Source organism: Streptomyces sp. CNB091 (assembly GCF_000377965.1).
Genome location: NZ_KB898996.1, coordinates 263,896 through 283,679, shown reverse-complemented (window position 1 = coordinate 283,679; position 19,784 = coordinate 263,896). Strand labels below are relative to the sequence as shown.

General features: G+C 73.6%; 19 protein-coding genes. 8 read left to right on the top strand and 11 right to left on the bottom strand.

The window, feature by feature from the left end; translation table 11 throughout:
- The first annotated feature begins 19 nt into the window (after positions 1-19).
- Positions 20-709: a TetR family transcriptional regulator gene (locus D581_RS0114855; protein ID WP_026290523.1), complete on the top strand. Its 690-nt coding sequence runs from the start codon at positions 20-22 to the stop codon at positions 707-709.
- Here D581_RS0114855 and D581_RS0114850 read toward each other — a convergent pair.
- The 4 genes from D581_RS0114850 to D581_RS0114835 are packed head-to-tail and all read right to left on the bottom strand — an operon-like array spanning position 696 to position 5,563.
- Entirely contained in the window at positions 696-1,853 is a 1,158-nt protein-coding gene (locus D581_RS0114850; protein ID WP_018958007.1) for an XdhC family protein, read from the bottom strand. The two genes, D581_RS0114855 and D581_RS0114850, sit on opposite strands and share 14 nt — an antisense overlap.
- Complete coding sequence (locus tag D581_RS0114845; RefSeq protein WP_018958006.1) at positions 1,846-3,999, bottom strand: xanthine dehydrogenase family protein molybdopterin-binding subunit; 2,154 nt, start codon at positions 3,997-3,999, stop codon at positions 1,846-1,848. Before D581_RS0114845 ends, D581_RS0114850 begins: the two co-directional genes overlap by 8 nt.
- Complete coding sequence (locus D581_RS0114840) at positions 3,996-4,988, bottom strand: FAD binding domain-containing protein (RefSeq protein WP_018958005.1); 993 nt, start codon at positions 4,986-4,988, stop codon at positions 3,996-3,998. The genes D581_RS0114845 and D581_RS0114840 overlap by 4 nt, the downstream gene beginning before the upstream one ends.
- Positions 4,985-5,563 carry a (2Fe-2S)-binding protein gene (locus D581_RS0114835; RefSeq protein ID WP_018958004.1) on the bottom strand — a complete coding sequence of 193 codons (579 nt, stop codon included), beginning with the start codon at positions 5,561-5,563 and terminating at the stop codon, positions 4,985-4,987. The genes D581_RS0114840 and D581_RS0114835 overlap by 4 nt, the downstream gene beginning before the upstream one ends.
- A 193-nt stretch (positions 5,564-5,756) precedes the next feature.
- Between D581_RS0114835 and D581_RS0114830 the strand changes: the two genes are divergently transcribed.
- The 3 genes from D581_RS0114830 to D581_RS0114820 all read left to right on the top strand — a co-directional run bounded on the left by D581_RS0114830 (position 5,757) and on the right by D581_RS0114820 (position 9,598).
- A complete protein-coding gene (locus tag D581_RS0114830) occupies positions 5,757-6,338 on the top strand; it encodes a TetR/AcrR family transcriptional regulator (protein WP_018958003.1) in 582 nt (193 codons plus the stop codon).
- 104 nt (positions 6,339-6,442) lie between these two features.
- Positions 6,443-7,543, top strand: coding sequence for a hypothetical protein (locus D581_RS0114825; RefSeq protein WP_018958002.1), 1,101 nt, complete (start codon positions 6,443-6,445; stop codon positions 7,541-7,543).
- A gap of 246 nt (positions 7,544-7,789) precedes the next feature.
- Complete coding sequence (locus D581_RS0114820) at positions 7,790-9,598, top strand: cytochrome c biogenesis protein CcdA (protein WP_026290522.1); 1,809 nt, start codon at positions 7,790-7,792, stop codon at positions 9,596-9,598.
- Here D581_RS0114820 and D581_RS01000000137260 read toward each other — a convergent pair.
- A complete protein-coding gene (locus D581_RS01000000137260; RefSeq protein ID WP_051114584.1) occupies positions 9,569-11,122 on the bottom strand; it encodes an aromatic amino acid ammonia-lyase in 1,554 nt (517 codons plus the stop codon). The genes D581_RS0114820 and D581_RS01000000137260 overlap by 30 nt on opposite strands.
- A 151-nt stretch (positions 11,123-11,273) precedes the next feature.
- On the opposite strand from D581_RS01000000137260, the gene D581_RS0114810 reads away from it, so the two are divergent.
- From D581_RS0114810 to D581_RS0114795, 4 genes are read left to right on the top strand one after another with little or no spacing between them, the layout of a single operon-like run.
- Positions 11,274-12,317, top strand: a complete 1,044-nt coding sequence (locus D581_RS0114810; protein ID WP_032752742.1) for an ABC transporter ATP-binding protein — start codon at positions 11,274-11,276, stop codon at positions 12,315-12,317.
- On the top strand, positions 12,314-12,964 hold the full coding sequence (locus D581_RS0114805) for an ABC transporter permease (protein ID WP_018957998.1): 651 nt from the start codon (positions 12,314-12,316) through the stop codon (positions 12,962-12,964). The genes D581_RS0114810 and D581_RS0114805 overlap by 4 nt, the downstream gene beginning before the upstream one ends.
- A 4-nt stretch (positions 12,965-12,968) precedes the next feature.
- Positions 12,969-13,646 (top strand): ABC transporter permease, encoded by a 678-nt coding sequence (locus D581_RS0114800; RefSeq protein ID WP_018957997.1) that lies wholly within the window; start codon positions 12,969-12,971, stop codon positions 13,644-13,646.
- A 9-nt stretch (positions 13,647-13,655) separates the two neighbouring features.
- The gene (locus tag D581_RS0114795; protein WP_018957996.1) at positions 13,656-14,588 is read left to right on the top strand and encodes an ABC transporter substrate-binding protein; all 933 of its coding nucleotides are present in this window, start codon (positions 13,656-13,658) and stop codon (positions 14,586-14,588) included.
- A gap of 30 nt (positions 14,589-14,618) precedes the next feature.
- Here the strand turns inward: D581_RS0114795 and D581_RS0114790 are convergent, their stop codons facing one another.
- From D581_RS0114790 to D581_RS0114765, 6 genes are all read right to left on the bottom strand, one after another.
- Positions 14,619-15,182 carry a hypothetical protein gene (locus D581_RS0114790; RefSeq protein ID WP_018957995.1) on the bottom strand — a complete coding sequence of 188 codons (564 nt, stop codon included), beginning with the start codon at positions 15,180-15,182 and terminating at the stop codon, positions 14,619-14,621.
- Complete coding sequence (locus D581_RS0114785) at positions 15,179-16,561, bottom strand: hypothetical protein (RefSeq protein WP_018957994.1); 1,383 nt, start codon at positions 16,559-16,561, stop codon at positions 15,179-15,181. The genes D581_RS0114790 and D581_RS0114785 overlap by 4 nt, the downstream gene beginning before the upstream one ends.
- Complete coding sequence (locus D581_RS0114780; RefSeq protein WP_032752717.1) at positions 16,558-17,391, bottom strand: ABC transporter ATP-binding protein; 834 nt, start codon at positions 17,389-17,391, stop codon at positions 16,558-16,560. Before D581_RS0114780 ends, D581_RS0114785 begins: the two co-directional genes overlap by 4 nt.
- Entirely contained in the window at positions 17,388-18,191 is an 804-nt protein-coding gene (locus D581_RS0114775) for a zf-HC2 domain-containing protein (protein WP_018957992.1), read from the bottom strand. The genes D581_RS0114780 and D581_RS0114775 overlap by 4 nt, the downstream gene beginning before the upstream one ends.
- Positions 18,188-18,748, bottom strand: coding sequence for an RNA polymerase sigma factor (locus tag D581_RS0114770; RefSeq protein ID WP_018957991.1), 561 nt, complete (start codon positions 18,746-18,748; stop codon positions 18,188-18,190). Before D581_RS0114770 ends, D581_RS0114775 begins: the two co-directional genes overlap by 4 nt.
- A gap of 77 nt (positions 18,749-18,825) precedes the next feature.
- Positions 18,826-19,752 (bottom strand): AEC family transporter, encoded by a 927-nt coding sequence (locus D581_RS0114765; protein ID WP_018957990.1) that lies wholly within the window; start codon positions 19,750-19,752, stop codon positions 18,826-18,828.
- Positions 19,753-19,784 lie beyond the last annotated feature (32 nt).

Below are 19,784 nucleotides of genomic sequence, written 5' to 3'. Positions count from 1 at the left end.
CGGGCCGTACCCTGTCGCCATGCCTGCCACGCCTCGCCGCCGACCCGCCACACGCAAGGGCCGCCCCGTCCTCACTCGCGGGATCATCGCCGCCAAGGCTCTGGAGATGGCAGGCGCACAAGGGTTCCCGGCTCTCACGATGCGGGCTCTCGCCGCCGAACTGGGCGTGACCGTGCGGGCGTTGTACAACTACGTCGAGGATCGCGGGGAAGTCGTCAGCCTGGCCGTCGACCTGATGCTGACCTCCTGGAACCCGCCCCCGCTCGACCCCGCGGTCTGGGAGGCCTCCGTCGCCGGCTACGCGGGCTCCCTGCGCGCCCTGTACCGCCGTTGGCCCCGCGCCCTGCTGGTCTCCCTGGACGAGGAGACGCCCCCGGCCTCGGTGCACCCCAACCGCCTGCTCAACCTGGACCGGTTCCTCCGGCTGCTGCGGGACATCGGCCTGGACCTCCCGGCGGCGCTCGCGGCGCACCGCCATCTCTCCCTGCTCGTGCTGTCCTTCGCCCTCGTGGTCGACGGGCCCGCCGGCCGGGCCGGGGACGACCGGAACACGCTCGTCCCCGACACCTGGCTCACCGCTCACGCCGACCTCGACGTTCCCACCCTCCGGGAGGCCGCCGCGCTATCCCTTCCCACCGCGGACGAGCAGTTCGACCAGCTCGTCGCCGCCGTCGTCGCTGAGATCCGCGGCGGACTCAGCGCCGGCTGACCGCCCGCAGGTCCCGGTGGGACTCCTGGCGCGGTTCACGGTGGATGGGGTCCGCGCCTCCGGTCAGGGGCAGGCCCGTGCCGCCCCGCCGGGCCGCCACGATCTCCGCGGCGATGGACAGGGCCGTCTCCTCGGGCGTACGGGCTCCGAGGTCCAGGCCGATGGGCGAACGTAGGCGGTCCAGCTCCCGGTCACTCAGTCCCGCCTCCCGCAGTCGGCGCACGCGGTCCTCGTGGGTGCGGCGCGATCCCATCGCGCCGACGAACGCGGAGGGCATCCGCAGCGCCTCCGTGAGCAGCGGCACGTCGAACCGGGCCTCGTGCGTCAGCACGCACAGCACGGTGCGCCCGTCGGTGGGGGTGCGCCGGAGATAGCGGTGGGGCCAGTCGACGACGACCTCGTCGGCCTCGGGGAACCGGGCCCGGGTGGCGAAGACGGGACGGGCGTCGCACACCGTCACATGGTGGCCCAGGAACTTGCCGGCCCGTACCAGCGCCGCCGCGAAGTCCACCGCGCCGAAGACGATCATGCGGGGCGGTGGCACGCTGCTCTCGACGAGCAGGGTGAGCCCGCCGGGGCAGTGCGTCCCGTCCTCGGAGAGGGTGACGGCGCCGGTGCGACCGGCGTCCAGCAGGGCCGAGGCCTCGGCCGCCGCCGTACGGTCCAGCTCCGGTCGCCCGCCGAGCCCGCCCTCGTGACCACCGTCGGCGCGGACGAGCAGTGCCCGACCCAGGAACCCGTCCGGGCCGCTCACCACCCGGGCGAGGGCGGCCCCCGTTCCGGCGACCGCGGCGGACAGCGCGGCTCCCACCACCGCGCGTTCCGGCGAGTCGGCGCGGACCGGCGTGACCATGATGTCGATGACCCCGCCGCAGGTCAGCCCGGCGGCGAAGGCGTTCTCGTCGCTGAAGCCGAACTGCTCGCGCACGGTCCGGCCGTCCTGGAGGGCCTGGGCGCACAGTTCGTAGACCGCGCCCTCCACGCAGCCGCCGGAGACCGAGCCGATCGCCGTGCCCTCACTGTCGACGGCGAGGGCCGCGCCGGGCCCGCGCGGCGCGCTGCCGGCGACGGAGACGACGGTGCCGACGGCGAACTCCCGGCCCTCCGCCATCCATCGGTGCAGCTCACCGGCGATGTCAAACATCCGGCGCTCCCCCGGCGGGGTCCGGCACGGCCGCCGCGAGGATCCGGTCGGGGCGGATCGGCAGGTCCCGGTGGCGGGCGCCGGTGGCGTGCCAGACCGCGTTGGCGACGGCCGCCGCCGCGCCCACGATGCCGATCTCCCCGATGCCCTTGATGCCGACCGGGTCGTCGGGGTCGTGGTCGTCCACCCAGTGCGCCTCGATGTCCGGGACGTCGGCGTGCGTGGCCACGTGGTAGCCGGCGAGATCGGGGGCGTAGTGACCGCCGCTGTTGCGGTCGCGGACCGCCTCCTCGTGCAGGGCCATGGAGACGCCCCAGGTCATCCCGCCGACAAGCTGGTTGCGGGCCGTGAGCGGATTGACGATGCGGCCGGCGGCGAAGACGCCCAGCATGCGGCGCACCCGGACCTCGCCGGTGGCGGTGTCGACGGCGACTTCGGCGAACTGCGCCCCGTAGGAGTGCCGTTCCTTCCGCGCGAGGCTCGCGAGCGCTTCGGTGGTGTCGGACCGCACCGTGATCCCCTCCGGGGGGATGCTCGTGGTCACCGCGAGCCGCTCCCGCAGTTCGGCGGCGGCGGCCGTGACGGCCCAGGCCCAGGAGCGGGTGCCCATGGAACCGCCGGCGATCATCGCGGGGCCGAAGTCGCTGTCGCCGATACGGACCCGGACCAGGTCGGGCGCGGTCTCCAGCGCGTCGGCGGCGATCAGGGTGAGCGCGGTGCGGGCTCCGGTGCCGATGTCGGCGGCGGTGATCCGTACGGTGAACGAACCGTCCGCCCCCGCCGTGACCAGGGCGGTGGACGGGGCGGCCCCGGCGCCGAAGGAGGCCGCCGCCGTGCCGGTGCCCAGCAGCCAGCGTCCGTCGCGGCGGATGCGGGGCCGCGGATCGCGGTCCGCCCAGCCGAACCTGCGCGCGCCCTCGCGGAAGCAGGCCGCCAGATTGCGGCTGCCGAACGGGAGCCCCGAGACGGGGCCCACCTCCGGCTCGTTGCGCAGGCGCAGTTCGATCGGGTCGACCCCGGCGCGTACGGCGAGCTCGTCGAGGGCCGCCTCGATCGCGAAGGACCCCGGGGCCTCTCCCGGTGCGCGCATCCAGGTCGGGGACGGCACGTCGAGCCGTACGACGTGGTTGCCGGTGCGGTGCGCCTCGGCGTCGTACATCACCCGGGCGACGCCCGCGCTGGGCTCGACGAACTCGTACACCGTCGACGTCTGGTTCAGCGAGAGGTGTTCCAGGGCCAGCAGCCGGCCGTCGGGGGCCGCGCCGAGCCTGATCCGCTGGATGGTGGGACTGCGGTAGCCGCCCAGGGTGAACGTCTGCCGCCGGGTCAGCACCACGCGCACCGGGCGCCGCAGGGCGGTGGCGGCCATCACGGCGGACACCTGGTGGGCGCGCAGGCCCTTGCTGCCGAAGCCGCCGCCGATGTGCTCGGAGCGGACCCGCACCGACGAGGCGTCGAGCGAGAACATCGTGGCCAGCTCGCTCTGGACCCAGACGGCGCCCTGGTTGGAGTCGATGACCTCCAGCCGGCCGCCGTCCCAGTGGGCGGTGGCCGCGTGCGGCTCCATCATGCTGTGCTGCTCTTCGGGGGTGGTGTACCGCGCGTCCACCACATGGGCGGACGCGGCCAGCCGGTCCTCCAGGTCGCCCTTCTCCGTCTCTGCGGCCATGTGGCTCGCGGCGGGGTAGGCGTCCGGGTGGCCGGCGACGAGCGCGGTGTCGTGGGGCTCCCGCTCGTACGTCACCACGAGCGCTTCGGCGGCCTCCCGGGCCTCCTCGGAGGTCTCGGCGACGACGAGCGCGACCGGCCAGCCGGCGAACGGCACCCGGTCGTCCTGGAAGACGGCGCAGGTCGGGTCCGGCGGGGTGCCGAGCATGCCGACGTAGTCGAGGTTCAGGCGTGCGGCGTTGCCGTGGTGCAGCACGGTGAGCACGCCCGGCATGGCGAGGACCGGGGCGGTCTCCACGGCGAGGATCCGGCCACGGGTGACCGTGGACAGCACGAGCCAGCCGTGGGCCAGGTCCGGATGCGGGATCTCGGCCGCGTAGCGGGCCGCGCCGGTGACCTTGTCGCGGCCCTCGACGCGGGTGTGGGCGACGCCGACGGCTCCGCGCACGGCCCGGGGTCCCGGCGTGGTGGTCGTCATCGGGCGTCCCTTCCGGCGAGTTCGGTGAGTACGGAGACCACGAGGTTGCGCATGAGGGTCACCTTGTATCCGTTGTCGGGCAGCGGCCGGGCGGCGGCCAGTTCGGCGTCCGCCGCGGCGGCGAAGGTCGCGCCGTCGGCCGGCGCTCCGGTCAGTACGGCTTCCGCCGCACGGGCGCGCCAGGGCCGGGAGGCGACGGCTCCGAGGGCGAGCCGTGCTTCGCGTACGAGGCCGTCCTCGATGTCGAGCGCCGCGGCGACGGAGCCGATGGCGAAGGCGTACGAGGCGCGTTCGCGCACCTTGCGGTAGCGGGAGCGGGCGGCGACGGGCGCGGCGGGGAGGCTGACGTGGGTGATCAGCGCGCCGGGCGGCAGGGCGGTCTCCCGGTGCGGGGTGTCTCCGACGGGGAGGTAGAAGTCGGTGAACGGCGTCTCGCCGGGCCCGTCGGCGCTCTCGTAGGAGACCACCGCGTCGAACGCCGTCAGCGCCACGCCCATGTCGGAGGGGTGCACGGCCACGCAGTGGCCGGAGGCGCCGAGGACGGCGTGGTTGTGGTGTTCGCCGGCGACGGCGGGGCAACCACTGCCCGGGGCCCGCTTGTTGCAGGGCCCCGAGACGTCGGTGAAGTAGCCGCAGCGGGTGCGCTGGAGGAGGTTGCCGCCGACGGTCGCCATGTTGCGCAGCTGCCCGGAGGCTCCGGCCAGCACGGCCTGGGACAACGCCGGGTAGTGGCGGCGCACTTCGGGGTGGGCGGCGAGGTCGCTGTTGGTGACGGTCGCCCCGATGCGCAGTCCGCCGTCCGCCGTGGGTTCGATCCGGTCCAGGGGGAGTTCGCGGATGTCGACGAGGCGGGCGGGGCGCTCCACGCCGGACTTCATCAGGTCGACGAGGTTGGTGCCGCCGCCGAGGAACCGCGCGTCCGGGTCGGCGGCGAGGAGCGCGAGGGCACCGGTGACGTCGTGGGCTCGCTGGTAGCCGAACTCCTTCACGCGGCGGTCTCCTTCGTGTCCGCCGTCCGGCCCTCGGAGTGGGACGCGGCGGCGCGGGCGACGGCCTGGACGATCGAGACGTAGGCGCCGCAGCGGCACAGGTTGCCGCTCATGCGCTCGCGGATCTCGTCGGGCGTCAGCGGTGGCGGTCCCGCCTCGGGCCCCGGGTCGTCGGTGACGGCGCTGGGCCAGCCGGCCGCGTGTTCCTCGATGACGGCGATGGCCGAGCAGATCTGGCCGGGTGTGCAGTAGCCGCACTGGTAGCCGTCGAGGTCGAGGAAGGCCTGCTGGACGGGGTGCAGTTCGTCGCCCTCGGCCACGCCTTCGATGGTGGTGATCTCGCGCCCCTCGGCCGCGACCGCGAGGCTGAGGCAGGAGACGACGCGTCGCCGGTCGACCAGGACGGTGCAGGCGCCGCACTGTCCTTGGTCGCAGCCCTTCTTGGTGCCGGTGAGGTCGAGGCGCTCGCGCAGGGCGTCGAGCAGGGTGGTGCGGTGGTCGATGGGCAGGTGGTGCTTCTCGCCGTTGATGTTCAGGGTGATCGCACTGGACGTCGACGAGGTCGCTGGGGCCATGATCAGCCTTCTCTGGTCTCGGGTGACGAGGAACCGGACCGCCGGCCGGGACCGGTCGATCCGGCCACCGGCGAACGCGACCGGCGCTAAGGTAGCCCTAACCGGACTGTTGTCCGTTCACGGAAAAAAACGTAACGGACAGCTGTCCGGTTAACAAGGACGGGTTTCGGCCACGAACCCGCGAGGAGGATCCGTGTCCCAGCCGGAGAAGGACGCCCCCCTGCGTGTCGACGCGCAGCGCAATCGCGAGCGCATCCTGCGCGTGGCCATGGCTGAGCTGACGCTGCGCGCGGACGCCCCGCTGAGCGCGATCGCCAAGAAGGCGGGCGTCGGGCAGGGCACGTTCTACCGCAACTTCCCGCACCGGGAGGCCCTCGTCCTGGAGGTCTACCGCTACGAGATGCAGCAGGTCGCCGATGCCGCGGGCGAGCTGCTCCGGACGCGGCCGCCCGAACGGGCCCTGCGGGAGTGGATGGACCGCCTCGCGGGCTTCGCCATGACCAAGGCCGGCCTCGCGGACGCGATCCGGCTGGTCACCAGCGCGCCGGGCGGACCCGCCAAGCCAGGCCCCACCCCGGTCATGGAGGCGGCCGGAACCCTGCTCCGCGCCTGCGAGGACGCCGGCGTCGTCCGCCCCGGGGTGACCCCTGACGACTTCTTCCTCGCCATCGCCGGTCTCTGGCAGATCGATCCGCGCGAGGACTGGGAGCCGAGGGCCGGCCGGCTGCTGGATCTCGTCATGGACGGACTGCGCGTCGGGGCGCCCGGCCGCTGACGGGACCGCCGCCCCCGAGTGTCGGCGGGCCGTGTGATGATGCCCCGGTCAGCGCTCGGACCTGGGGAGGGACCGAGCCGTACGCACGCGGCGGGAGCGGTGAGTTGAGCAAGGGCGGGGCGTCCATACCGGACGAGGAGTGGGAGCGTTTCCTGAGGGAGGCCGAGGCCGGGGGCCGGGGAGCGCCCGAGGAGCCGTCGGCCCGGGCCCGGATGGTGGCGCAGCGACTCCAGGAGGGGTCCGGCCCGCCGGAGGGGTGGCGGACGTACACGCCGGCCCGGCGGCGCAGGGGCAGGGGCTGGGCCGCGCTCGGTCTGGCGGCCGCCGTCGCCGTGGTGGTCGTGGCCGTCGGCCCCTGGGGGATCGGCAGCTGGTTCGACGGCGACGACGGTGCGAACGCCACGCCCCTCGCCGCCGAGTCGGAGCGCCCGACCGGTGCGCCCGCGCAGGAGGCCGCGGAGCGGCCGCCCACCCCGGACGAGCCGTTCAGGGGATCGCCGGCCGCGCGATGGAGCGACGGAACGGCGGGCATCCACCTGCCCGAGGCGCGGGCGACCGGCTGGATGAGCAGGGCGGAGGTCGCGGACGCGCTCGCGAAGACCCGGGACTTCCTCGCCGCCTCCAGCCTCGACCCCGCCGTGCTGCGCGGCGAGCGGCCGACCGAGGCCATCGCTCTGATCAACCCGCACCAGGCGGATGTGCGGGGCTTCCTCGGGAAGGCGCTCCGCGCACCCGATCGCGAGAACGACCCGCTTCTGCTGTTCAGCCGCTTCCGGCCCTCCGATGTGCGGCCGGCCGGGAACGTGGTCAAGACCCGCGGCCGGGTCACCTTCCAGGAGGGCGAGCGCGGTGCGGTGCGGGTGTCCACCGACGTCACCTACGTCTACCCGGTCGTGCGCGCCGAGGGGGACAGCGACGAGGTGGCGCGCACCATCGTGCGCCGCGAGGTGGTGATGAGCTGGGACGACCCGGCGAAGATCGTGACCGAGCCGGGGACGTTCTCCCTCGTCTCCTACAAGGTGGACACCACCAACGGCGGTTGCGACACCCACACCGGCTATCTGACCCCCGCGTTCCTCGCCGAGCGCACCGACGCCGAGGCGCGCGACGGTGCCGAGGTCGACCCGTACGACCGGAGCACGTCGATGGAGGAGCGTATGCGGGAGGGTGACGAGGAGGGCTGCGGGACCGCCACCCGCTCCTGAGGAGGAGGAGGGAGGGGGCAGCTCGCGCCCCGCGCGCGAAAGCGTTGGCGGGGAGCGCCGCGCGCGCGGAAGCGTGACGGGGAGCGCCGTGCGGCAGGGCCTGGTCGCGGTGGTGCCCGGGGGCGTCCGCTCGGGGCCGCGCGCCCGCTTCACGTCTCCCGGCAACCAATCCGGTGATCGCCCGGCCCCGAATACGTGGTGAGGGTCGCGGACACCGCCGCTCTCTCCCGCGAGAGGCGGTACGTCATGATCACGCTGATGCTGATCGGCTTGCTGGGCGGGCTGATCACCGCGGTGTCGCCCTGCATCCTGCCCGTCCTGCCGGTGGTGTTCCTGGCCGGCGGCTCCGGGCGGGGCGAGGACGGCGAGGCCGCGGGCAGACCGGTCCGGGCCCCGGGCGACGCCGAGGCCGGTGGCGGCGGTGGGACGACAGGGGGCGGCGGCGCTGTCGCGACCGCTGCCCCGGAGGCTCCCGGACGTCCGCCGCGCAACCGGCGTCCCTACGCCGTCGTCGCGGGCCTCGTCGTCAGCTTCGCGTTCTTCACCCTGCTCGGCGTGACGATCATCTCCGCCCTCGGTCTGCCGCAGGACATCCTGCGGTACGTGGGCCTGGGACTGCTCGTCCTCATCGGCCTGGGCCTGATCTTCCCGCCCGTCGAGCGCCTGCTGGAGAAGCCCTTCGCCCGTATCCCGCAGCGCCAGGTGAACAAGGAGGGCAGCGCCTTCGTCCTCGGTCTGGGCCTCGGCCTGCTGTACGTGCCGTGCGCGGGGCCCGTGCTCGCCGCGATCACCATCGCGGGGGCCCGGGGCGAGATCAGTTCCGACATCGTGGTGCTGACCCTGTCCTTCGCCGTCGGCACCGCCGTGCCGCTGCTCGTGTTCGCCCTGGCCGGGCGGAGGGTGGCCGACCGGGTCGCCGCGTTCCGCAGGCGGGCCCGGGGGCTGCGGATCGCCGCCGGGTCGCTGATGATCGTCCTCGCGCTGGCCCTGGCCCTCGATGTCACCGCCGCCATCCAGCGGTCGCTGCCCGACTACACCTCCGGTGTCCAGCGGAAGATCGAGGACAGCGACGCCGCCCGGCAGCAGTTGTCCGGTCTGTACGACAACTCCAACAAGGAGCTCTCCCGCTGCGAGGACGGCGCCGACGAACTGCGCTCGTGCGGGCCGGCCCCCGCGCTGGAGGGCATCGACTCCTGGTTCAACACCCCCGGCGACCGCCCCGTCGACCTCAAGAGCCTGCGCGGCAAGGTCACGCTGATCGACTTCTGGACGTACTCCTGCATCAACTGCCAGCGCGCGGTGCCGCACATCCGCGACTGGGAGCGTGCCTACCGGGACGCCGGGCTGCGCGTCATCGGGGTGCACTCCCCCGAGTTCGCCTTCGAGAAGAAGCGGAGCAATGTCGTCGCCGGCGCCGGGAAGCTCGGAGTGGACTGGCCCGCCGCCCTCGACAACGACCTCGCCACCTGGGACAACTACCGCAACCGGTTCTGGCCCGCCAAGTATCTGATCGACGCCGAGGGCACGGTCCGCTACTTCAAGTTCGGTGAGGGTCAGTACGACCGGACGGAGAACATGATCCGTGAGCTGCTCCGGCAGGCGGATCCCACCGTCGTCCTTCCGGAGCCCACGGACCGGGCCATGGACGATCTGGCCGCCGACCGGACTCCGGAGACCTATCTGAGCAACCTGCGCATCCGCGGTTACGTCGGCACACCCCTCGTGGACGACCAGCCGGCCGTCTACCGCTTCCCGAAGGGCGATCTGCCGCTCGGCAAGCTGTCGTTGGACGGCACATGGACCGCCGGGTACGAGGAGTTCACGGCGGGGCGCGAGGCCCGGCTGGCCTTCACCTACCGGGCGAAGAACGCCAACATCGTCCTCGCCGGCACCGGCGAGGTCACCGTTCTCGTGAACGGCGAGGTCACCAGGACCCTCCGGGTGACCGGCGAGCCGACCCTCCACCGGCTCACCGACGACCGGGACCCGCGCACCGCACGCCTCGAACTCCGCCTGGACGAGGGCCTACAGGCCTATGCCTTCACTTTCGGGTGAGCCCCCGGGCCGGGACCGGACCGAGGCCTCCCCCAGCTCCGCGAACCGGTCGAGCAGCCCGGCCGCCGCGGCCACATCGTCCGTCAGCGGCCGGTCGGCCGGCTCCGCGTCGAGCACCGAGGCGGCGAGTCCGAAAGCCCGGCCGACCGGCAGCTCCGGGTCGAGGCGCAGCTCGCGCTGGCGCAACGCCCTGACGGCCGCGACGAGTTCACAGCCCACGACGAGCCGGAACGCCTGGCACGCCCGCAGGGTCTGCCGTGCGGCCAGCGAAGCGAAACTGGCCTGCTCCTCGACACCCCGCGAGAGCACCGCGTGGCCGAGCGAGGCGGGCGCGGAGAAGGCCCGCAGATCGCCGAGCGCCGCCCCGGCCGCGTATTCGAGGATCATCACGCCCGACGACGCCGGTTCGCCGTCCGCGAGGAACGGACGCAGGCGGGTGAAGCCCGGTTCGTTCAGCGTCGAGAGCCGGGAGGTGGACAGCCGGGCCACCTGGGTCACCGCGAGTCTGAAGTGGTCCAGAGAAAGGGCGAGTTGGGCGAGGTAGAAGCCGCCGTGGTGGTAGGCGGCCATATCGTCGGCCGAGATCAGCGGGTTCTCGGCCGCCGCGTTGATCTCGACCGCGAGGACCTCTTCGAGCGCGTCCGCCGCATCGTGCGCGGGCCCGTGGATCTGGGGCACGCAGCGGAAGCCGTACGGGTCCTGGATCCGGCCGAGCGGCGGCGTGGGGCGGTCGGGGGCGCCGAGCAGCAGCCGCATCCGCTCCGCGACCGCGTACGAACCGGCGTGCCGCCGCGCCTCGTGCACGGGCAGCGCGTAGGCCTCGTAACTCCCGTCGATCGCCATCAGCGACAGGGCCGCCACCACCTGCGTGGCCGCGATCAGGGTACGCAGCTCGTGCAGGGCGAGGGCGGACTGGCCGAGGGTGAGCGCGTTGCTGCTGATCAGGGCGAGGGCGTCGTTGTTGTCGAGGGGCTGCGGTGCGGGGGCGGCCCCGGCGCCCTGCCAGGGGTGTTCGCCCGCCAGCGCGAGGCCCAGCTGCGCGAGCGCGGCGATGTCGCCGGTGCCGACCGAGCCGAACTCGTTGACCTTCGGGTAGGCGCCCGTCTCCAGGGCTTCGCAGAGCGCGGTGACGACGGTCGGGCGCAGTCCCGCGCCGCCGGCGAGGAGCTGGTTGGCGCGGACGGCGAGCATGGCGCGGACCTGCCGCGCGGGCAGCTCCTCGCCGATCGCCCCGGCGTGGCTGCGCAGCAGGCGCAGTCCGTGTCCGGAAGCGGCCTCCGTGGGCACGGTCTCGTTCCGGTTCGCCCCCACGCCGGTGGAACGACCGTAGACGCGACCCCACGAAGCGATTTCCCGCGCGGCGTTCCAGGAGGCTTCCACGCGCTTCATGCCCTCGGCCCCCGGAACGGGCCGGGCGGCGGATTCGGCCATTCGTACGACATCTGCGACCATCATGCGTCGGCCGTCCAGTATGACGATCGCACTGTTGCCGCCTACCGCCCTGTCCGAGATATGAGACGACATCCGTAGCAATTCCTCCTCTGCCGGGCACTCCGTCTTGTCCTGCGACCTCTGATGACCAGGGATTCACGCCCGCACGGCGACGACCTATTGACAACCTATTCAGTCACCGAGAACTCTGCATGATGATATGCAGTCGGGCAAGGGACTCCTCATGATCCAATTCGACAAGGCCCACAAGCGCTTCCCGAACGGCACGACCGCGGTGCACGACCTCACGCTCGATCTGCCGGAAGGGGGCGTGACCGTCCTCGTCGGATCTTCCGGTTGCGGCAAGACGACCACGCTCCGCATGATCAACCGGATGGTCGAACCGACCTCCGGGACGATCAGGGTGGGCGGCAAGGACGTCCTGGAGCAGGACGCCGCCGAGCTGCGCCGCTCCATCGGCTACGTCATCCAGCAGTCCGGGCTCTTCCCGCACCGCACCGTCCTGGACAACATCGCGACCGTACCGCTGCTGCTCGGCTGGGGCCGCAGGAAGGCGCGGGCCCGGGCGGCGGAACTCCTGGAGACGGTCGGCCTGGCCGCGGACGCGGGGAAGCGCTACCCGCACCAGCTCTCCGGCGGCCAGCAGCAGCGCGTCGGCGTGGCCCGCGCGCTGGCGGCAGACCCGCCGGTCCTCCTGATGGACGAGCCCTTCGGCGCCGTCGACCCCGTGGTCCGCACCCAGCTCCAGGACGAACTGCTGCGACTCCAGCGGGAGTTGAACAAGACGATCGTCTTCGTCACGCACGACATCGACGAGGCCGTACGGCTCGGCGACCGCATAGCCGTCTTCCGCACCGGTGGCCATCTCGTCCAGTGCGCCTCCCCCGCCGAGCTCCTGGCCCGCCCCGCGGACGCGTTCGTCGCGGACTTCCTCGGCGCGGAGCGCGGCCTGAGGCTGCTGTCCCTGACGACGCTCGAAGAGGTCGCCCAGGGCCCCGCTCCCGAAGGCGGCCGCTGGCGGCTCGCCCTAGACGCGGCCCGCAAGCCGCTGGCCTGGCGCGACGAGGAGACGGACACGGAGACGCCGGTCCGGCCCCTGCGGGACGCCGACTCGCTCCTCTCCGCGCTCAACGAGTCGATCGCCGCGCCGAGCGGCCTGGTCGCCCGGGTCGACGCGGACGGCGTCCTCACCGGCGTGACGTCCCGCGAGGACATCCACGACCGCGCGGGCCGGGTGCACAGCGCGGCGAGCACGGTGGCGGCGTGAGTGTCGACTGGTCGTGGATAGCCGACCACACCGACGATCTCACCGCCCTCACGCTCTCCCACCTCCAGGCCGCCCTGACCGCCGTACTCCTCGGTCTCCTCGTCTCGCTCCCCCTGGCCGTGGTGGCCCACCGGGTGCGCAGGCTGCGCGGGCTGCTCCTCGGGCTGTCGAACGTCCTGTTCACGATCCCGTCCATCGCCGTGTTCGTGCTGCTCCTGCCGGTCAGCGGGCTCACCCGCACCACCACCGTCATCGGCCTGACGATCTACACGCTCGTCGTGCTCCTGCGGAACACCGTCGAGGGCCTGGACTCCGTCCCCGCCCGGACGAAGGAAGCCGCGAAGGCGATGGGCTCCCGTCCGCTGCGCACCCTGCTCACCGTCGAACTGCCCCTCGCCCTCCCCGTGATCATGGCGGGCGTGCGGATCGCGACGGTGATGGCGATCTCCCTCGTCTCCGTGGCCACGTACATCGGCGACGGCGGGCTCGGGCAGCTCTTCACCGACGGGTTCCAGCGCAACTTCCCCACCCCCGTGATCGTCGGCGTCGTCCTGACGCTGCTCCTCGCACTCGTCGCGGACGCCCTGCTCGTCACCCTCCAGTACGTCCTGACACCGTGGACCCGCCGGCAGAAGCAGGGGGCCTGACCTCATGTACGAACTCCTCAAGGGCCTCGGCGACTGGCTGGTCGGCGCCGAGCAGTGGACCGGCTCCGACGGCATCGGGCACCGCCTCGCCGAGCACCTCCAGTACTCGCTGCTCGCCACGCTCGTCGCCGCCGCCATCGCCCTGCCGGTCGGTCTGCTCATCGGCCACACCGGGCGCGGCGCGTTCATCGCCATCAATCTGTCCAGTTTCGGGCGGGCGCTGCCCACGGTCGGGCTCGTGGTCCTCGTCTTCCTCGCCAGCGGCCTGTCGATGTGGCCGGTCTACATCGCCCTCGTGGCGCTCGCGGTGCCGTCCATCGTCACCAACACCTACGCCGGGATGACGGCGGTCGACCCGGAGGTGCGGGACGCGGCTCGCGGCCAGGGCATGCGCTGGTACCAGGTCCTCCTCCAGGTCGAACTGCCCCTCGCGCTGCCCCTGATCATGACCGGGCTCCGGCTCGCGCTCATCCAGGTCGTCGCGACGGCGACCATCGCCGCGTACGTCTCCTTCGGCGGGCTCGGCCGGTACGTCTTCGACGGGCTCGCCCAGCGCGACCTCGTGCAGGTGCTCGGCGGCGCCGTGCTCGTGGCGCTCGTCGCCGTCGTCCTCGATCTCGCGCTCTCCGCCCTCCAACGCGTCGTCTTCCGCCACCGCCCCGCCACACGGAACCAGGCCTAGGAGCCCCCCATGAACCGCAGAAACCTCCTCGGCGGACTCCTCGCCGCCGCCACCGTCCCCGCGCTCGCCTCGTGCGGCGGCGGCATCACCTCCCTCGACGGGGAGGGCGCCGGCGGCGGGGGCGGGGGCTCCAGCGAGGGCGGCGTCACCATCGGCACCGCCAACTTCACCGAGAACCAGGTCCTCGGGTACCTCTACGCCGCGACGCTCGAAGCCTCCGGGGTGAAGACGAAGGTCCGCCCCAACCTGGGCACCCGCGAGATCCTCATCCCCGCGCTGAAGGGCGGCGACATCGATCTGCTGCCCGAGTACCAGGGCGCGCTGCTGCACTACCTCGACGCCGAGGCCACGGCCACCGAGGAGGGCACGATGCAGAACGCCCTGGCGATGCTCCTGCCGCGCGGCCTCCAGATCCTCCCGTACGGCGAGGCGGAGAACGCCGACGCCTTCGCGGTCACCGAGGAGACCGCCGAGGAGTACGGCCTGAAGTCCCTGGCCGACCTCGCGCGGCACAACGGCAAGCTCATCATCGGCGCGGCCCCCGAGGTCAAGAAGCGCACGGTGGGCTCGGTGGGCCTCAAGGACGTGTACGGCGTGGAGTTCAAGGAGTTCAAGTCCCTCGACTCCTCGGGCCCGTTGGTCAAGGGAGCCCTCAAGAAGGGCGACGTGGACGTGGCGAACCTCTTCACCACCGACACCGACATCGCCGCCGAGGGCTGGGTCGTCCTCACCGACCCCAAGAACCTCATCCCCGGCCAGCACGTCGTTCCGCTCATCGCCGACCGCAAGGCCGACTCGACGGTCCGCAAGGCGCTCGCCCGCCTCGGGGCCGTACTGACGACCGAGGACCTCACCGAGCTCAACCGCCTGGTGGACAAGGACCGGAAGGACCCCGAGGACGTCGCGAACGACTGGGCGGCGGAGCACGGCATCACGAAGTAGCCGCGACCGGCGGGGCCTCCCTGCCGGCGGTCACCTCCGGGGTCCGGCCGCCGCGTAGACGGTGGCGCCCGCCGCCAGCAGGGCGCCGGCGGTCCAGGCGGCGGCCCCGGCATCGGGCGGGGCCAGCAGCCAGCCGCCGACCCCGCCCGGGTCGGGCGGTGCGAAGAAGGTGACGGCCGGCCAGCCGACGACCGGCGTCCAGGCGTACTCCGCACCGAACACGACGGCTCCGAGCGCGGCGAGACCGGTCAGCCCGGCGGCGTCCCGGAGCAGGAACGCCGCCGTCACGGGGTCCCGCCCCGCCGTCTGCGCCGCCAGGAGCACGAGGGTGACGGCGGCGGCGATCAGCAGGACGTGCGCCGCCCGGAGCGGGGCCCAGCGGATCGCCGCCGTCCGGTCCAGGGCGGCGTCCTGGCCGCCGAGCCCGGGGGCCGCCGCGGCGACGGCGACCGCCACGGCCAGGACGCTCAGCCGCGGATCGGCGACGCCGTCGGCCGCAGCGCCCGCCCCGAGCAGCACCGCCGAGGCGAGGAGCGCTCCGGCCGTGGCCGGGGCCCGCCGCGACCGCGCGTACAGCAGGAGGCCGCCCGTCACCGCGCTCCCCCGGCCAGGTCGTCGGCCCAGGTGAACTCGCAGTCCAGGGCGGCTTCGCGCACCTCGGCGACCCGGCTCCGCTGCTGGTCGGGGGAGAGTGCCGTGAACTGCTTCCACGCCTTCCCCATCGAGGCCCGGTAGGCCTCGCGGTCGTACACATCCGCCTCGATGGGCCGGAACGTGCCCAGCGCCCAGCTCGCCAGCACGCTCTGCACGACGAGCACCTCGTCGCCGCCGAACTCCCGGGAGGTGATGGCCCGGCAACTCGGCGCGAGCCCCTCGCCGACGAGGCGGCGCACCAGCTGATCGCCCCGCGCCGCGTCGATCTGCGGGTCCTCGAAGTTGACGAGCACCGACGCCGGGGCGAGCCGACGCTCCTCGCCCACGGCCCGGAGCGCGGTCTCCTCCCGTACCTGTCGGGGCGCCGCGTCGCCGAGCACGGTGTCCAGGACGCCCAGCGCCCGGGTGGCGGAGGGCGCCAGGGCGTCGAGCCGGTGCCGGTGCACCTCCGTGACGCAGACCCGGCCCTCGCACACCGGGGCGACCGCCGCCGGGTCGATACGGTAGCCACCGCGCGCGTCGCCGGGCAGCACCAGCAGCGCCAGGGCTGCTCCGGCGAAGACGGGTGTCACAGCCGTCAGGCGGGCCCGTCGGCGCGTGGCGCTCAGCAGGACGAAGCCGGTGGCCAGGAGACCGAGCAGCCACAGGGTCTGGCCCAGGTGCACGGCGCCGGTGAGGGTCAGCAGCACCTGGCGCGGCTCGGCGACCGCCGGGGAGAGCTGCGAGAGCAGCTGGGAGCCGACGCGGACGGTGGGCAGTTCGCTGTCGGTCTGCTGCATCAGGAACACGGTCGCCGCGAGGAACACGACCGCCACGGCCGGCGGGGTCAGCGGTGAGGGCAGGGCCCGTGCCACGCCCATGCCGAACACCGCGGCCGCCACCAGGGCCAGCAGGGCGACGGCCGAGATGGGCAGCCAGCCCAGGTGGGCGTACGTGGTCGGGCCGAGCGCCACCTGGACGCCGCCCCACACCAGCAGCGCCCCGAACCCGGCGGCCAGCGCCAGGGCGACCGCGGCCGCCGGGGCCGCCGCGCGCTGCCATCCGGGCCGGGGGGTGGCGGCCAGCAGTTCCGGCATCCGGGAGCGGTGGTCCCGCAGTCCGTAGAGGGCGCCGATCCCGGCGACCAGGGGCCACAGGTAGGCGAGCAGCCCCCGGGTCCACAGCGCCAGCGAGGTCCACTGCCCGGTCCAGTCGACCGAGGTGCCCCACCAGTTCCCGTCGATGCCGTAGAGGAAGGCGAACCCGCCGGCCAGGACGGTGAGGCCAGCCAAGGGCGCTGCGGAGCGCAGGAGTTCGGTGCGCAGGACGCGGAGGTTCACCAGTTGCCCTTTCCGTGGTCGGAGCCGGACAGGAGGGCGGAGTAACCGCGTTCCAGGGGGCTGTCGCCCGGCTGGTCGGCGGTTCCGGCTGCGGCCAGCGCCTCGGGGGTCCCCTGGAAGACGAGCCGGCCCCGGTCGAAGAGCACCACATCGGTGCAGGCCGCGGCGACGTCCTCGACCAGGTGGGTGGAGACCAGCACACAGCTCTCCCGGCCGAGTTCCTGGAGCAGGGCGCGGAACTGGAGGCGCTGTGCCGGGTCGAGGCCGACGGTGGGTTCGTCGAGCAGCAGCACCGAGGGGTCGTTGACGATGGCCTGGGCGATGCCGACGCGGCGCACCATGCCGCCGGAGAGCGCCTTCATCCGGCTGTCGGCCCGGTCCGCGAGTCCGACCCGTTCCACGGCGCGCTGCACGGCGCCGGGGATGTCCCGTGCGGGCATCTCCTTCAGCCAGGCCATGTAGGTGACGAACTCCCGGACGGTGAACCGCTTGTAGTAGCCGAACTCCTGCGGCAGATAGCCGATGCGGCGGCGCAGCTCGCGGTGGCGGGCGCTGTCGCGGACGGAGTGGCCGAACAGTTCGAGGTCTCCCCCGGTGGGGCGCAGGACGGTGGCGAGCGTCCGGATCAGGGTGGTCTTGCCGGCGCCGTTGGGGCCGAGCAGACCATGGGTTCCGGTGCCCAGGGCGAGGTCGAGCCCGTCGACGGCGAGCCGGTCGCGGCCGACCTTGACGGTGAGGCCGGTGGCATGGATCTCGTGGGCGTAGAGGCGTGGCGCGGTGTCGAGCGCGCCGGTGGGGACGGTCATCCGTTGCTCCTTGCGGGGGGTCATCGCAGGCTCTTGCGGGTGGTGTAGGCGCCGCGGCGGGCCAGGACGACGCCGGCCGCGGCGGCGAGCGTCAGGGCCCAGAGCGGGAGGTGCTCGGGCTGGAGGAGGAAGAGCCGGCCCAGGGCCGCGGCCGGGGCGAGGACCACCGCGGTCCACAGCGCGCCGAGCGCGGCGGTGGCGCGGCCGACGCCGATGACGCTGCCGAGCGCCAGCGCCGTCGCGGTGAGGGCGAGGGAGGGCAGGAGCCACTGCGCGAGGGCGACGCCCGTCAGGAGTCCGGCGACCAGGTGCACCGGGAGGACGACGGCGAGCACGGTCAGGGTGCGCCGCAGCAGCAGGGACAGCCCGGCGCGCGGGGTGACGGCGGTCAGTTCGAACGCCGGGTCCAGTCCACGCGACCAGGCGGCGGCGACTCCGGCGAGCGGCAGGACCGGCGCCAGCAGCAGGACGGGCGGTGCGCCACGCGTCCAGCCCGCGGTGCGGTCCAGCAGCACCGCGACGACGCTCACGCCGATGACCATGGCCAGCCAGGGGCCCATGACCGGGGTGGCCCAGGCCGTGGGGCGGCGGCGACGGCGCGGGGCGGGTGTGGATCGGTCCAGGGCCGGCTCCAGGCCTTCGCGGACGGCGGTCAGCAGGGCGGTGACGGCGGGTACGCCGGCCGCCGCGCCGGCCAGCCGGCCCCGGCAGTCGGCGCACTGCTCCATGTGCGCCTCCACGGCCCACAGTTCGTCGGCGGGCAGGCCGGTGTCCCCGCGCGCGTAGCTGTCGACGAGTCGTTCCGACGGGTGCTCGACGCTCATGCCAGTGCCCTTCTCATGGCGATACGGGCCCGGCGGGCCCGGGTCTTGACGGTGCCTTCGGGCAGGTCGAGCAGGACCGAGGTCTCCCGGACCGAGAGCCCGTCGAGCACCAGGGCCTGGAGCACCTGCCGCAGCTCCGGGGCGAGGGTCCGCAGCGCGTCCCCGACCTCTCCGCCGACGGCGGCGGCCAGCACCTCGTCCTCGGCTGCCGGGGCGGTGGCACGTCCGGCGGCGGCGACGGGCGGTTCGGCGTGGTGGGCACGGCGGCGGAAGGCGTCGACGAGGCGGCGGGCCGCGATCGTCCAGAGCCACCCGGCGGCGCTTCCGCCGACGGCGCTGCCGACGAAGGCGCCGGCGGCACGCCACACGGCGAGGTAGGTCTCCTGCATGACCTCGGCGACGATCTGCTCGTCGGCGCACCGGCGCCGCAGCCGTACCGCCAGCCAGGGCGAGGTGCGCCGGTACAGCTCGTCGAACGCGGCGCGGTCGCCGTCGGCGACCAGGCGGAGGAGGTGTTCCTCGGCCGGCTCCGGGGGCCGCTTCTTTCGTAGTCTCACACCGGCCAGACGCGGGGCGGGGCCTCCGGGTTCTCATCCAGGAGTGGTCTGCGTCACACCCGGTACCGGGTAGGGGGCTACCGCCCGAGCAGCGCGGCGACGGTGATCAGCACCGGGACGGAGAGCAGGGTGGACAGCAGGATCGACTCCCTGGCGAACCGCTCGGCGACCCCGTAGTGCGAGGCGTAGGTGAAGAGGTTCTGGGCGGCCGGGAGAGCCGCGATCACGACGACGGCCAGCAGCGCCTCGCCCCGCAGCCCGAACAGTCCCGCGCCGACGGCCCAGGCGACGACCGGCTGGACGACCGTCTTCAGGAAGGCGGACAGGTACAGCGCGCCCCGGTCCTCGCCCCGGCCCGGACGCTCGCCGCCGTACAGGGATATCCCGAAGGCGAGGAGGACCGCGGGGACCGACATGTTGCCGATGAGGACGAGCGGCTCCAGCAGGGGTCCGGGCAGGGTCCGGCCGGACGCGGCCACGGCGACACCGGCCAGCGATCCGATCGCCATCGGGTTGCGCAGCGGGGTGGTCAGCCGCCGGAGGACCGAGACCGGCTCTCCGGGGCGGCCGAGATCGAGGACGGTCAGGACCAGCGGGGTCACCACGATCTGCTGGAGGAGCAGCACCGGGGCGACGAGCGAGGCGTCCCCGAGGACGTAGACGGCGATGGGGATGCCCAGATTCCCGGCGTTGACGTAACTGGAGCACAGGGCGCCGATGGTGACCCGTCCGGCGTCCCAGCGCAGGAAGAGCCCGGCCACCACGACGAAGACTCCCGCTGCGGCGGCCGTGGCCGTCGCGGTGACCAGCAGGCGTGTCGACAGGACGACGGACAGGTCCGCGCCGGCGAGCATGGTGAAGAGCAGGGCCGGGGTCGCCACGTTGAAGGCCAGCCGGGTCAGCACGGTGCGGCCGTCCTGTCCCAGATATCCGCGGCGGCCTATGACGTACCCGACGGCGATGACGGTGGCGATCACCGTGAAGCCGGTGAGGACTCCCTGCATGTCTTCCTTGCGGGTGGATCAGGTGCGGTGCC

Coding starts and splice junctions, on each gene's coding strand:
- D581_RS0114855 (WP_026290523.1), top strand. CDS start 20: ATGCCTGCCACGCCTCGCCGCCGACCCGCCACACGCAAGGGCCGCCCC.
- D581_RS0114850 (WP_018958007.1), bottom strand. CDS start 1,853: ATGTTTGACATCGCCGGTGAGCTGCACCGATGGATGGCGGAGGGCCGG.
- D581_RS0114845 (WP_018958006.1), bottom strand. CDS start 3,999: ATGACGACCACCACGCCGGGACCCCGGGCCGTGCGCGGAGCCGTCGGC.
- D581_RS0114835 (WP_018958004.1), bottom strand. CDS start 5,563: ATGGCCCCAGCGACCTCGTCGACGTCCAGTGCGATCACCCTGAACATC.
- D581_RS0114820 (WP_026290522.1), top strand. CDS start 7,790: ATGATCACGCTGATGCTGATCGGCTTGCTGGGCGGGCTGATCACCGCG.
- D581_RS01000000137260 (WP_051114584.1), bottom strand. CDS start 11,122: ATGTCGTCTCATATCTCGGACAGGGCGGTAGGCGGCAACAGTGCGATC.
- D581_RS0114810 (WP_032752742.1), top strand. CDS start 11,274: ATGATCCAATTCGACAAGGCCCACAAGCGCTTCCCGAACGGCACGACC.
- D581_RS0114800 (WP_018957997.1), top strand. CDS start 12,969: ATGTACGAACTCCTCAAGGGCCTCGGCGACTGGCTGGTCGGCGCCGAG.
- D581_RS0114795 (WP_018957996.1), top strand. CDS start 13,656: ATGAACCGCAGAAACCTCCTCGGCGGACTCCTCGCCGCCGCCACCGTC.
- D581_RS0114780 (WP_032752717.1), bottom strand. CDS start 17,391: ATGACCCCCCGCAAGGAGCAACGGATGACCGTCCCCACCGGCGCGCTC.
- D581_RS0114775 (WP_018957992.1), bottom strand. CDS start 18,191: ATGAGCGTCGAGCACCCGTCGGAACGACTCGTCGACAGCTACGCGCGC.
- D581_RS0114765 (WP_018957990.1), bottom strand. CDS start 19,752: ATGCAGGGAGTCCTCACCGGCTTCACGGTGATCGCCACCGTCATCGCC.